The organism is Cedecea davisae DSM 4568 (genome assembly GCF_000412335.2).
Lineage (GTDB): Bacteria > Pseudomonadota > Gammaproteobacteria > Enterobacterales > Enterobacteriaceae > Cedecea > Cedecea davisae.
Genome location: NZ_KE161030.1, coordinates 679,515 through 691,814, shown reverse-complemented (window position 1 = coordinate 691,814; position 12,300 = coordinate 679,515). Strand labels below are relative to the sequence as shown.

At 49.3% G+C, this 12,300-nt stretch carries 15 protein-coding genes; 2 read left to right on the top strand and 13 right to left on the bottom strand.

Annotated features, from left to right (window positions below):
- Nucleotides 1-163 precede the first annotated feature (163 nt).
- Nucleotides 164-745 (top strand): sce7726 family protein, encoded by a 582-nt coding sequence (locus HMPREF0201_RS22340; protein WP_016535048.1) that lies wholly within the window; start codon nucleotides 164-166, stop codon nucleotides 743-745.
- Here HMPREF0201_RS22340 and HMPREF0201_RS03310 read toward each other — a convergent pair.
- The 8 genes from HMPREF0201_RS03310 to HMPREF0201_RS23150 all read right to left on the bottom strand — a co-directional run bounded on the left by HMPREF0201_RS03310 (nucleotide 702) and on the right by HMPREF0201_RS23150 (nucleotide 7,625).
- A complete protein-coding gene (locus HMPREF0201_RS03310) occupies nucleotides 702-1,802 on the bottom strand; it encodes a beta family protein (RefSeq protein WP_005133564.1) in 1,101 nt (366 codons plus the stop codon). The genes HMPREF0201_RS22340 and HMPREF0201_RS03310 overlap by 44 nt on opposite strands.
- Nucleotides 1,803-2,574: 772 nt before the next feature.
- The gene (locus tag HMPREF0201_RS03300; protein ID WP_016535046.1) at nucleotides 2,575-5,430 is read right to left on the bottom strand and encodes a TOPRIM and DUF927 domain-containing protein; all 2,856 of its coding nucleotides are present in this window, start codon (nucleotides 5,428-5,430) and stop codon (nucleotides 2,575-2,577) included.
- On the bottom strand, nucleotides 5,423-5,773 hold the full coding sequence (locus tag HMPREF0201_RS03295; protein ID WP_016535045.1) for a hypothetical protein: 351 nt from the start codon (nucleotides 5,771-5,773) through the stop codon (nucleotides 5,423-5,425). The genes HMPREF0201_RS03300 and HMPREF0201_RS03295 overlap by 8 nt, the downstream gene beginning before the upstream one ends.
- A gap of 9 nt (nucleotides 5,774-5,782) precedes the next feature.
- Entirely contained in the window at nucleotides 5,783-6,391 is a 609-nt protein-coding gene (locus HMPREF0201_RS03290; protein ID WP_016535044.1) for a hypothetical protein, read from the bottom strand.
- On the bottom strand, nucleotides 6,388-6,567 hold the full coding sequence (locus HMPREF0201_RS03285) for a hypothetical protein (RefSeq protein WP_016535043.1): 180 nt from the start codon (nucleotides 6,565-6,567) through the stop codon (nucleotides 6,388-6,390). Before HMPREF0201_RS03285 ends, HMPREF0201_RS03290 begins: the two co-directional genes overlap by 4 nt.
- A complete protein-coding gene (locus HMPREF0201_RS03280) occupies nucleotides 6,564-6,809 on the bottom strand; it encodes a hypothetical protein (RefSeq protein WP_016535042.1) in 246 nt (81 codons plus the stop codon). The genes HMPREF0201_RS03285 and HMPREF0201_RS03280 overlap by 4 nt, the downstream gene beginning before the upstream one ends.
- A complete protein-coding gene (locus HMPREF0201_RS03275) occupies nucleotides 6,806-7,027 on the bottom strand; it encodes a hypothetical protein (protein WP_016535041.1) in 222 nt (73 codons plus the stop codon). Before HMPREF0201_RS03275 ends, HMPREF0201_RS03280 begins: the two co-directional genes overlap by 4 nt.
- A gap of 406 nt (nucleotides 7,028-7,433) precedes the next feature.
- Nucleotides 7,434-7,625: a host cell division inhibitor Icd-like protein gene (locus tag HMPREF0201_RS23150; protein ID WP_039897947.1), complete on the bottom strand. Its 192-nt coding sequence runs from the start codon at nucleotides 7,623-7,625 to the stop codon at nucleotides 7,434-7,436.
- 202 nt (nucleotides 7,626-7,827) lie between these two features.
- On the opposite strand from HMPREF0201_RS23150, the gene HMPREF0201_RS23145 reads away from it, so the two are divergent.
- Nucleotides 7,828-8,013 (top strand): YlcI/YnfO family protein, encoded by a 186-nt coding sequence (locus tag HMPREF0201_RS23145; RefSeq protein WP_039897946.1) that lies wholly within the window; start codon nucleotides 7,828-7,830, stop codon nucleotides 8,011-8,013.
- Nucleotides 8,014-8,439: 426 nt separating this feature from the next.
- On the opposite strand, the gene HMPREF0201_RS03255 is transcribed toward HMPREF0201_RS23145, so the two are convergent.
- From HMPREF0201_RS03255 to HMPREF0201_RS03235, 5 genes are all read right to left on the bottom strand, one after another.
- The gene (locus HMPREF0201_RS03255) at nucleotides 8,440-9,282 is read right to left on the bottom strand and encodes an antA/AntB antirepressor family protein (protein ID WP_016535038.1); all 843 of its coding nucleotides are present in this window, start codon (nucleotides 9,280-9,282) and stop codon (nucleotides 8,440-8,442) included.
- Nucleotides 9,283-9,295: 13 nt separating this feature from the next.
- The gene (locus HMPREF0201_RS03250) at nucleotides 9,296-9,727 is read right to left on the bottom strand and encodes a hypothetical protein (RefSeq protein ID WP_016535037.1); all 432 of its coding nucleotides are present in this window, start codon (nucleotides 9,725-9,727) and stop codon (nucleotides 9,296-9,298) included.
- On the bottom strand, nucleotides 9,727-9,924 hold the full coding sequence (locus HMPREF0201_RS03245; protein ID WP_016535036.1) for a helix-turn-helix transcriptional regulator: 198 nt from the start codon (nucleotides 9,922-9,924) through the stop codon (nucleotides 9,727-9,729). Before HMPREF0201_RS03245 ends, HMPREF0201_RS03250 begins: the two co-directional genes overlap by 1 nt.
- Before the next feature lie 217 nt (nucleotides 9,925-10,141).
- Complete coding sequence (locus HMPREF0201_RS03240; RefSeq protein ID WP_016535035.1) at nucleotides 10,142-10,918, bottom strand: hypothetical protein; 777 nt, start codon at nucleotides 10,916-10,918, stop codon at nucleotides 10,142-10,144.
- A 150-nt stretch (nucleotides 10,919-11,068) separates the two neighbouring features.
- Nucleotides 11,069-12,283: a tyrosine-type recombinase/integrase gene (locus HMPREF0201_RS03235; RefSeq protein ID WP_016535034.1), complete on the bottom strand. Its 1,215-nt coding sequence runs from the start codon at nucleotides 12,281-12,283 to the stop codon at nucleotides 11,069-11,071.
- Between the last annotated feature and the right edge of the window lie 17 nt (nucleotides 12,284-12,300).

Below are 12,300 nucleotides of genomic sequence, written 5' to 3'. Positions count from 1 at the left end.
CACAACCAACCCTTAGTAGTCAGAAATTATCCTTCTAACTCCTGTGGAGAAAAGCTCTATTTTCACAGTCTAACCTAAATATTTCGTGCTATAAGGATGATATGGTTCTAAAGTCTACGCCGTAAAAAACACAACTTAACCGGATAAAAAACGACCAGCAATCATGAGAGACATCGACGTTAGACAAGCCGTTCATTCAAAAATCCTTAAGGAGCATCATAAGGATCCAGATACTCTTATTATTGATGAGTTTGTTATGAACTTAGGGGCAAGTCGCGCAGATATCACAGTGATAAATGGGCTAATGCATGGCTATGAATTAAAAAGCAAAAGCGATAACCTGTTGCGTCTACCTGCCCAAGTTAATTTCTATTCTTCAGTTATGGATAAAGTAACCTTGGTAGTATCTGAGTGTCATGCTTCTGCTGCTGAAAAGATCATCCCTGTATGGTGGGGAGTCAAAATTGCCACTGAAGGTAGAAGGAATGCTGTTCATTTACATACAGAACGTCTTAATCGAATGAATCCTAATCTAGATAAGGTTGCTCTAGCCATGTTACTTTGGAAAGAGGAAATGTTATCTATTTTGGCTAATCACGGTTTAGGACGTGGCTTAAAAAGTAAGCCACGTAGGATTTTATGGGGTATGGTAGCAGAGTGCCTTGAAATCAATCATCTTCGAGACGAAGTGCGTTCAAAACTTAAAGCCCGTACAAATTGGAGAGCTGATAAACGACTTTCGTGACGTGATGATTTTGTCCAATTCGTCTCCAAACTTCAGGGCTACCAAATTTGCAATCTGGTGTTGGGTTTTGCAAATATTGAGCGTGAACTAGAGCATAATCGTTGATATCTTTATCGGCAACACTGAACGTTACACCAGAATACTCCTTGTGGGCAACGATTGCTTGGCTATGCGCACCATACTGATCATAGCCATACTGGTTAGCTTTTCTTCCTCTAAAGACCCAGTAATCATCATCTCCAGTATAACGAACGCTAGCTGTTACACTGGGGAATCGTGTTGCAAGTCGTGTGTACTCAGGGTGTTGAATACCATAATCAGAATAGATCACTTTCCGCTTGAGGTTAGAATTATTATGTACGCCCTGCCATAAGCTCCATTCCAGTCTAGTTTGCGAATATATACCTACAGATATTTGACTTAAATCCACTGGAAAAGAACCAGCGGCCAATATTACACGTCGAAAATCATTTAAGTATTGAAGATTATTTATAAGACCTAATGCAAGGATTTCACTTTGACCAGACCCCAAAGACTCTTCTGTTACAGAATCCCTTAAATCAATTACAACATCAATACTCTGATAGGGTATATTCAATCTAGAAATATAAGATGAAATATATTGAGGATTAGCAAGGTCGGTAACAGTTAAGCGCAAACAAACTTCATCCTGTACAAGACTATCGATCGCATTTAAATAATTACTACTACGTGTCGGAGAACTCACAGGGATAACATGTACCCCTGCTGCACGGGCCTGGTTTACAGCATTTATAATTGGATAAGTATCTGCCGAATTAATGAACTGCTCTTCTATAAGAATCCCATCCAGATAAATCATTGAAATATTTGAACATGCTGCGGATATTTTCTTACCGAAACTATTAAGCATTTCATCGTATGTTTTATCTGGCTCATCCGTATCAGGGTCTAAAGGAACTGGTTCAATCTCAAAAAGAGGAATGATTTTATTTTTTACGAATTGGTCTAGCTGTGCTGTTGCTGAAAACTCTGCACGTTTTGTTTTCAAAATTGGTACATAAGAAACATCTTCCATGCTTTCCTCTTGCAACTATTAGGTAAAACAACAATTACCACACTAATACTATCCGCACGTAAGATAAGTAAAATAACCCAGCGTCGAATTTTCTACATTTCACTCCTACATACTCCCAAGCAATGTGGCTGTTTACTCGTCTACCTTGTTCTATAGACGTCCATAAACGTATATCAGATTAATCCTCATTTATTCAATGAGACACAACAACAACCCCTTTATTTCGCGGGTCAGATCAAATTATGGTAATGATATATGATATGTTAAGGGAGATTATGCTTTACCCATCTAACTACCTTATCTCCCAATCGCAAGATATTTTTGTTGAAGCCGAAATCTCCGAGTTCATCCACCTACTATTTAGGTCTTTGATACTGCCTATTGTCCCTCACGTCACAGATGTAACAACCATGTTTCTCATGTATTCCAATGATCATTATTACCTTATACATATTGTTCCCCCCTCTCCCGGATTTTTCTATTTATAAGGATAACAATGTTGTCTCTGCTTTCTCACGGCGCTAAAGTCCTTGCTACATCTGTTTTTTGCTGAGGCAACACTGGATTTTTTTGTTCTCCCACGCGAAGTCAATGCTGTCTTACTGCTAGCCAGGAAGAATGTCTCGCTCTGTTGGTGTTGGTTCAATTAGGTCATTTGTTGGTTCAGCGTTGGTTCAAAACCAAATAAAAAATGCTTATAAAACAACAATATTTACAAATTGAACCAACTGAACCAACTGAACCAACACCTTTTCTACGCACATGAAGAAAATTATTCCTCTGGCTGGTCGTCGTCCTCCGGCAGATAGTTGAGCACATAGACGTTAATCTGCCGCCCCTCAATGCGCGGGGATTTACGCTGATAGCCTCTCCCGCTGGTGGGCGGGGTGAGCATCCCGGCCTTCTTCAGCACCTCGGCAAACTGCTTGGCGTTAAACCCTTTGGCTATCTCCTGCTCAAATGTAGCCGGGAAGGTGTAGAAGGTAATCGGATCACGTTCATGGCTTCCCCTGTGCCTGTACCCTGCCAAATCACGGATAGGCAAATCGCCGGGGCTGTATGGGAACGGTGCGAACCGGCTCAGGCCGAAAGCGTTGAGAAAAGCCTCTGTCTGCTCGACAATCTGCATGTGCTCCCGGTTCCCGGTGCCGAACTCACGCAGCCATGCGTTGTAGGTGTGCTGTACGGCATCACGGCAGCTTTGCGCATCCCACCCGGTGACAACGCAGCCCAGCAGTAAAGCAGCCTCCAGAATGGCGAAACGTGCGCCTACACGGTGAACCTGCTCACCATAATCGGCAGGTATCAGGCTACGCCAGCGTGATTCACAATCCCGAACGGTATCGATGGCCTGCTGCTGGTGGCCTGACAGCCATTTCACCCATTCGCGCCCGGCTGTGCCGTGGTTGTGCTGCCAGGCATCTTTCAGGGCGTCGGCGTGCTGCTTACCGTTCTGGTGGTCGTGGAAGCGAATCGCTTTGCTCATTGGGATATTAAGCAGGCGCACCAGTTGCCCGGCTTTTGTCTTTCTCCCGGCAGTGGCGATAAACGTTTCCAGATCCATTTCTCCGGTACTGATAGCGACGGTTCGCCAGCGTTTCAGATCCCGGTTGCCGCCCTCTTTTGCACCCTGCAGCTTGCCTACGCCGTTAAAAAGCGCGTAGGCGGCCTGTGAGACGCTTACCGGGTCAGCCCCCTGCCCGACTTCATCCAGTGGCATCAGCCCGTCATTGTGGGCGGCGGCTTCGTTTGCCAGCCCCAGCGCCGTACCGTACCAGGTGAGACGGAGTAAATCAGGGTTTCCGTACAGACTGGCGGCCACGTTTGCTGTGGTCGTCTTGCCCGCGCTGCTTTGCTCGTAGAAGTGGAGGCCGAACCCGTCAGCGCCACACAATCCAAGCAATGGAGCGGCAAGCGATGCCCCGACCGCTGCCATCATCGAATAGTTACCGTCTGCCAGACGCGCCACGCTACCGCGCCAGCTTTCAGCTGTGCCTTTCTGTGTGTACCCGCTGGCCGCTGAACTGCGCCCGCTGAACAGTACCGGGTGCTCTGGTTCCCCGATGATTTCCCCGTCTGGCATGATATACGCCCCGCACTGCCAGCCTGTGGCATGAGCAACGCGCCATATCTGCCGTGAGCCACTGCGCTGTAGCCAGTCAGCGAGGATTGCCCGTAAGCTGCTTTTGGTGGTGACGTTGATCCCCCCAGCTTTCAGGGTTCGCCAGCCCTCGCGCTCACCGATATCAGCCAGCGGCACGGCTGCGGTGGTGGGGACGTTTGAACCAAAGGCCAGCCAGCGGAGGACAAGATACTGGTCTTTGTCGTCCCGCCCGGTGCCGATAACCTCCAGCGGGGAAGATAGCCAGCTTTCGTTGCTGATAACCTCGCCGCTGTCTTTATCCACTTTCGGAGATACCCAGAAAACGCCATCTTTGCGGCTCTCAATGCGGGGTTTTAGCGGGTCTTTCCCGCCGTCCGTTTCTTCCTGAATCGTTGCCGTAACCGTGCCGTTATCGGGCAAATCCCTTGTTGCGATCTTGTTGTTGTCGGGCCAATTACTCGACCCAACCTCGCCCTTATCAGTCACCTCATATTGGACGCTCACGCCCTTCTCCTGCGTCTGGTACATCTGGTACATCGAACCATTAAACGCTGCTGTAGCTGCTTCCAGCCCGTTTTGCTGGTGGTAGTCGTTCCAGTCGGCTTTATGCCCACCGGGCGGCATTGCCACCCAGCCAGCCACGGCAGCGGCGGCTTTCTCTGCGGCCAGCTTCCCGGTATTTGGCTGGTCGTCGTGATGGTCGTTGTCTGCGCAAAGGATGATTTCTGCCTTTGGGTGTTTACGTCGCATGACTTCGGCAACGGGAAGCAGGTTGCCAGCGTCGATTGCTGCCACTGTAAGCGCCGCAGGTCGCATCCTGTGCGCTGTCATGGCGGTAGCCAGCCCCTCAGCGATTAAAACGCACTGCGGCGCTTCTGGCGCGTTTACAACGTGACAAGACCCGCGCTTCGCTGAACCGGTCAGGAGGCGCTTTTCTCCCTGCGGGGTAATGGTCTGAGCTGCGGCGATGTTGCCAGTTTCGCCCACCAGCGGAAGCAATATCGATCCATCGGGAAGAATGGGGAAGGTGAAGCCGTTCAGCCCTTTGCTTATCAGGTACTCAGATTCGCCCTGAGCGGACTTCTGGCGCAATTCATCAAACAGACGGGCAAACGTAGCCCGGCGCTGCTCTGTGTCCTCTGCCGCCCGCTGCTGGCGCTCCTGCTCGTGCTGCTGCCGCTCAGTGTCCAGTTGGGATTGTCTCTGGCTGGCCGCCTCCGGGTCTGATTCGGTTGCCCGGTAATCAATACCCAGCACATCAGCGGCCATTCTCGCCGCTTCTGTCGCAGCGCAACGGCTAACCTTCTGTATCAGGTCTAACCCGTCACCTGCGCCGCACTGGTTGCAGATAAAGCTACCGCGCCCGTTATCATCGAAACGAAAGCGATCTTTACCGCCACACGCAGGGCAGGCGGCATGTTTTCGCGGGGAATCCGGCACATCGATATTCAGGCCAGCCAGAACAGCAGGCCAGTTATTTGCTGCGGCGTGAGTCACTTCCCGGATAAGCTCGATACTACGCATTGTCATGCCCTCCGCTGCGGGCAACTGTTGCGCCCATGTCGCCTTTAATGCTGTCCCAGATACTCAGGCCGTAAGGGGTAATCCCGTTGCTATCAACACACTTTTCGAGCAACGCAACCCCGACGCTCTCCCACTGCGGATAACTTATTTTCAGCGCCTCCAGTAAATAGCCGTCTATTAAATCGCGCATACCCTTAATGCCGCCCATAATCTGAACACGGACAGGCTGCCCGCCCGCATCTAACATAAAAGCGTCGTCGTTGTTCGACTGTCTTACATTGTCATACAGGTTTGAAACGTACTGATTCGCCAGCGCATTCAGTCGGAAGTGTTTAGTAATCACGCTGCCTCCTCAGTGCGCTACTGGCATTTCAGGCCAGCCGTTTTCTTCTAAATCAGCAATAAAGTGATCATGCATTTCCGCCAGCATGTCACGCCCAAAAGTGGTCAGTTCGCCTCGCTCAGCATCCAGCATGGCGCGATAGAACATAATGGCGTTCTCAGTGCCTTTCTCCTCTCCGTATCGCTCAAGCATTGTTCCTTCGATATTGTTAGCCATTGCCAGCCGGGTGGCCTGCGGATAAACCGGGAGGGATGTTTTGCCGTTGGAGTAGAGCGCTACGTTTAATGAAGTGCCATCGTGTTGTGTAACGGTAGCTACACCGTTTTCGCTCTTCATCTCAGTGATAAACGCAGCGGTAATAAGCCACCGCCACATAATGACGTTGTGCTGCGCATTGAAATCGAAATAGCCGTAAGCGCCCCCCTCAGCGACGGCGCAATGGATTTTTGTTCCAATACCGGGTAAGTCACCATCCGTATTCATCGAATCGTCATATTCCCCGGCATCAAGGCGCTTTATCGCATCTTCGTAGGCAATAAACTGGAACGCTCCATTACCGGCTTTATCTCTGGTGGTGATTCTTACACCGCATGGGACGGCATCAACAAGGATACTCATGCTTTACCCTCCATGGCGCGATGAGCCACATCCTCAGCAAGCCCAATAAGTTCTAGAGCTGCCTGACTTTCATCCTCATTTGCTGTGAGGAACTGAGCGGCATTAAGCAAAGCGGTAATCTTCATCAACGCATCCATCGCTACAAGCTCTTGAGGGTTTTTGTATACCTGTTTCATGCTGTGGCTCCTGCGCTGGTAGTCCCGCATTGCTGTTGGGTCTCGTACTTTTTCATGTACTCAAATTCAGAATAAAGGGTGCTGTTTAACGCGCGAACGCCAGATATCGCCTGTTCCAGACTGGTTTCATCCATCTTTTCTACAGCGTGCCCTATAGCTATCAGCAGCGCCTCAATTTGACCCACCCGGCGCTCTGCCGCTTTAAAATGATTAAAGTCGGTGGTTTTTTCATGCTGGCTCATCGTTTTCCCGCCTTGTGCTCACGCATCACATAATCGCCAAGCTCGGTATCAGCTTTACTGACTGACTCAGAGACGCCATTTAACAGAGTCATGACTGCGCCAATAAGGCGAGGAATGTCGGGATCTGCGTCTTTAGTGGTGCTTTCCAGCCACATTTCTAAAACAATCTGAGCCTGCTCAATCTGGCAAACCGCATCACACAGGTTCATGGTTTTCATAGCGACGGCTCCCCGGTTACTCGGAAGTGTTCTATTGCCTCTGGCACGCCTTCCAGGAGGGACACTAATGCCCCCATCATATGAAAGGTGGTTGAATCGGATATGTTGGCCTCCATCCACACAGATAAAACCTGTTGTGCTTGTTCGACCCGACACAGGGCGTCAATAATCTGCATGGTTTTTATTGAGTCCAGGGATGATGCTGACGGCAGGCCGCTTTGATGGCTAATGCTAGTCATGGGATACCTCCATGTGATTGTTCAAACTAGAAAATCCAGTTGAGCGAAGAACAACAATTTCTCCTTCTTCGTTCCGATTTGTTAAACGAACCAAACTGTTCGTTATTTGAACAACATGTGCTTGTTCCCGGCAGATTGATGAGACAGGGAACAAAAAACGTGAAATTTTATTGTGCATGGCGCACCTCCTGACGGATTCGGCCAGCGAATGCCATCACGCAGCCAGCTGGGGATTGCTCGCGGGCTTCGCGTTCGGTGGTGGCGGTGATGTGAATGACGTTGCGCCCGATGGCGCTTAGCGCCAGAAAACGCCAGGTGTAGGACTGCCGCCCTTGCGGGTGTGTGATATGCTCTTTCATAGCTGCCTCGTTACTTTCGCTAACGGTGGTGGTTAGAAGCCCGGTTGGTGTTGACGCACCTCTGGGCTTCGTTGCTTTCATAGCTGCAAGGTGCAAGTCACCTTCACGGTAAACACTATAGCAAAGTGACTCCCACCTCAAGTGTTTACACCGACCTTTTTTAATGCATAATGACTCCCACCTAATGCAAGGAGTCATAGATATGGCAACGGGTACAACTAACAATAAGTCTCGGCAGAAAACAGCAAGAGTCCCTCTTGATGTGCTTACCGAGGTTGAGTTGGTCAAAGAGGAAGGTGAAAGTGATGCGCAATTTATCGTTACCGCTATGCGTGGTGAGGTAAAGCGACGCCAACGCCGCAAATCAAAAGTAGACGCGCCAGAGTAGTGATCCACGCTGGCATTTCCCCAAAGGGCGGCTTTATGGCTGCCCTTTTTTATGGAGTCCGAAAACTCCTTTTTTATGGACTCCAGAAACTCCCCTTCACGCGTGTGCGTACTGGTATCGAAACCATCCGCGTCACCACGACGAGAAAACGATGGGCTGGCATTAGCTGGCATTGTTATGCCAGCTTCCACCACTTGCGCTCTATGTTTTCCTCGGTTCGAAATGTCATCATTTGTCATCATCACAGCGGTTTCAATGTCAGGTTTTGACAGGTTACCAAGGTGAGGTTTTGTGAGGTTCGGCAAGCCCTGAGCCATAACAATTGATAACAGGCTGTCGCTCTCCGCTTCAGGTTTTATCAGGTTCTGAGGGCTAACATTTGCTAACAGGCCAGCCAGGGGAAAGGCTTTATTCTGGACGGCGACATTAAGCATGATTTCCCCCAAGGTGTTTGGATAGCCACCGCTGGGAAAGGCGCATCAGTTCCGCTTTACGCTGCTCAAACTCCATCCCCATATCAATCAACGTGATATTGGTGTTCTCAAGGTAGGCGAGCAGCTCCAGTTGGTCGGCGTTCATGCTGTCGCGTGGCTCACCCACAATATCGTTAGCCTGCGCCCACTGTTTAGCCGTCAGGCCACCAAGAACAATGCGAGAAAGCATGTTGCTCTCATTGGTGTAGTGGTGTCGCTGCGTCGCCTTACCCTGCTCCATACGTGCCTGCTCAAGCGTTTCGCACATAGCGGTGAATCGGCTGGCTGCGCTGATACGAGCCTTAAGGTGTTGGCGATAGCGAGCGGCAATCTCCGGCACACTGCGCTGTAGGGCTTCTTCACATTGGATGAAGTAACGGCGAACGGCACGGCCTTGCTCGTTACGCTCAACCATCGCTAGCTCTTTAGCCATCCCAAGAGAAAGCCCGGTATCTTTGCTGCGGCGGTCACCGCCACGCTTCGTTACCCATCCGCCGTCGAGTTGGTTGTTTTCTGCACTTTGGTTCCCCGAAATGGGGGAATCAAACACCACGTAGTCAACACCCTTTTCGAAGCCGTAATCTTTGATGCGTTCGGAAAGCCACGTTGAGTAATCACGCCCAACACCCAGCGCTTTATGCAATGCCTTTGCGCTCACAATATTGGTTTCTCGCCCGCCAATCTGACCGGAAATAACGGGAACGATAGCGGCAAAGTCGTTATTGATATTTGCGCCCCGGCTAGCTGCTGGTTGAGGGGCGGCCTCCGAATTGAATCGGCTTTTTTCGATAGTCATATTTCAGGCTCCGTTAAGCGGCGGTAAGGTTGTCCGGGTAAAGGTTGAGAATGTCGGCAATTTCAGGCTGAGAAAGCCCCTGATAGCCAGCAGCAGCGGCGTTGCGGTTAACCAACTGGATAACGCGAAGCACATCGCCACGGCTCACGAAGCGATAGCGGAGATGTGCGCCGATGCCGTCCGGGTTCTTTTCTTCAATGCGTTCCAGGTGGATATCGAGGCTGCGCTCAAGCTCGCTCGCATAGTTGCGCCCAGATGAAAGGCGGCAATAGCGAAGTATGTCGTTCTCTGTCCATCCCTCAACGCCAGTGCGGAGCATGTAGACGCGAGCGCGGTGCTTCTTCGGTGTGCGCTTGAATGGTTGAACGGTGCTGGTGGTCGGCGTAATATCAGACGTGCGAGTATCTGAATTAGCCGCCTGTAATGGGCGGTTTTTCTTTTCCATTAAGCGGCCTCCCCTCGGGACTCAGCAATACGCTGATTAATCCATTCATCAATTTCACTTTCGATAAACGCGATTGAGCGAGAGCCAATTTTAATAGCGGCAGGAAAACGCTGCTGGCTCATCAGGCGATATAGCCATGCCTTGCTGTAACCAGTGCGCTTTTGTACCTCTGCAAATCTAATCAATGACTGAGACATATTTACCTCGTAACGTCTATTAAGGTTTACGAGACAAATGATTACACAGAAATAATGTAATTCAGCGTAACAATAGGGCTTATGGTAGGAAGGAGGCTATTACTATCAGGGTAAGGGTATTTATGACTTACATCACTATCATGGTAAGTGTCTTTTTACTCTCAGGGTGAGAGTAAACCCACAATATAAGGCTTACTTCCACCATGAGGGTGACTAATCACTTCCTTTTTATAGGGCAGGCAACTTTTTCTATTGCACGGGCTTGGGCATCAGGCATGTTTTTATATTGCTGCTTTAATTGGGTAACCAACGCTTCTTGAGAGGGTATAGACTTGCGATCATCCTCATCATAATTTGACCACTCAGAGTTACGTAGCTGAATGGCAATCAAGAGGGGATCATCATCCCTAAAATCTCCTAATTGACAAGGTAACTCACTCAATAGTTGTTTTACCTCAGTTTGTAGGCGTTCTATCTCTTTTTCCAACTCATCTCGTGATGCCTCTTTTTGACCTGCCTTTGCTCTTTCCTTTGCCAATCTATCTTTTTTAGATTTTAACAACTGTTCAGCTCGCGAGCGAAATTTTTCTAAGCATGGAGGAAGATTTACTCCCGTATCTAGAAAAGATATTGTTATTTCAGTCCCTTTAAAATAGAACTCTCGATACCAGCCACTTCCACTATCAATTCTAGAATACATACCCTTCACGTCAGGATTTGATTCCTCAGCAAATTCCGCCCCTAGGGCCATATCTTTTAAGAAATTAATCGATTGATTTGAAAAAGCATCACTATTACTAAATCCATTAATAACATCATAATCATACAGATAAAAAGGCTCATTGAACGGTATGCCTTCAAGATGCCAAGAAGCCTCTCTGGCAATCACCGCGCATGCCTCGGCAAAGCTAATATTTTCCTGGTTCGATACTTCGGATAATAAGATTTCAAAATGAACCAGTTCATACTTTTCATTATTAATTGTCTGAAACATACTCACAACGCCACCTCACGCCCTCTGATTTTGGCGGCTATGCCAGCCCGCAGAGGTGTGCGGGTTTTCGGGGATCAGCCTAGACATAGCCTATTCTTTGTTCGTCTACAGAAGTCTACTAGCAACCGCTATTACTGTCTATCCATCCAGTCAGGCGCGTTTACCGAATGCCCCATGAACCACATTTTCGCCTCGCTCCAAGCTATCCATGTAGTCGGCATACCACTGAAGCATTTCCCGGCGACCATCCAGATACTGCGCATGGTTGTAGGTACCACGGATACTATTTTTATCGACGTGTGCCAGTTGGGTTTCAATCCATGCGGTGTTATATCCCTGCTCGTGGAGGATGGTGCTCATTGTATGGCGGAAGCCATGCCCCGTGACTCTCCCGGCATACCCAATCCGCTTAAATACTTGGTTAATGCTGGCCTCACTCATAGTCTTCCGTGGATCATTGCGCCCGGGGAATATAAGCGAATATCTACCCGTCATTTCACGTATTCGCGCAATGATAGTTAGTGCTTGCTGGGATAAAGGGACTATGTGTGGCCGGCGCATCTTCATGCGTTCAGCGGGGATTTCCCATACTGCGGCCTGCTCATCGATTTCTTGCCACGATGCCCCGCGCAATTCTCCCGTTCTGAGGCCGGTAATGATAAGCAAGTACGCAGCCAGCACCACCAGCTCACTACCTGAATAGCGTGATAGCGCCTCAAAAAATTCTGGAAGCTCTGTCGCATTCAGGAAAGGATAATGGTTGGATTCATGTCCCTGCATGGCGCTAGTGAGATCCGGGGCTGGGTTATATTCAGCCCTGCCGGTAACGATGGCATAACGGAAAACCTCGCCGCAACGCTGCCGCACTTTTTTGGCTTTCTCTGTTGCCCCGCGCCCTTCCATACGGCGAAGAACATTTAACAGCTCTAGAGGTTTAATTTCGGCAATTGACTTCTTACCAATATATGGGAATACGTCTTTATTGAACGCTTCCATAATGTCTGAAGCGTATCCGGCAGACCATTTTTTGAGTTTGCTCGAATGCCACTCAGTCGCGAGATCCTGAAATGTGTTGTTTATCTGCGCTTCGCGAATTGCCTTTTCTTCCCGCTTTGCTTCGTTAGGATCGATACCCCCAGCGATACCCCTTTTTGCCTCATCACGTTTAGAACGCGCATCAGCTAGGGTAACGTCTGGATACACACCTAAAGCGAGCAGCTTCTCTTTCCCTGCCACCCGATACTTGAGTCTCCAGTATTTTGCACCATTGGGATTAACGAGAAGGTAAAGGCCGCCACCGTCAGCAAGTTTATAGGGTTTATCCTTGGGCTTGGCAGTATCGACCTGGCGGGCGTTGAGCTTCATCTGGGGGTATCTCCATA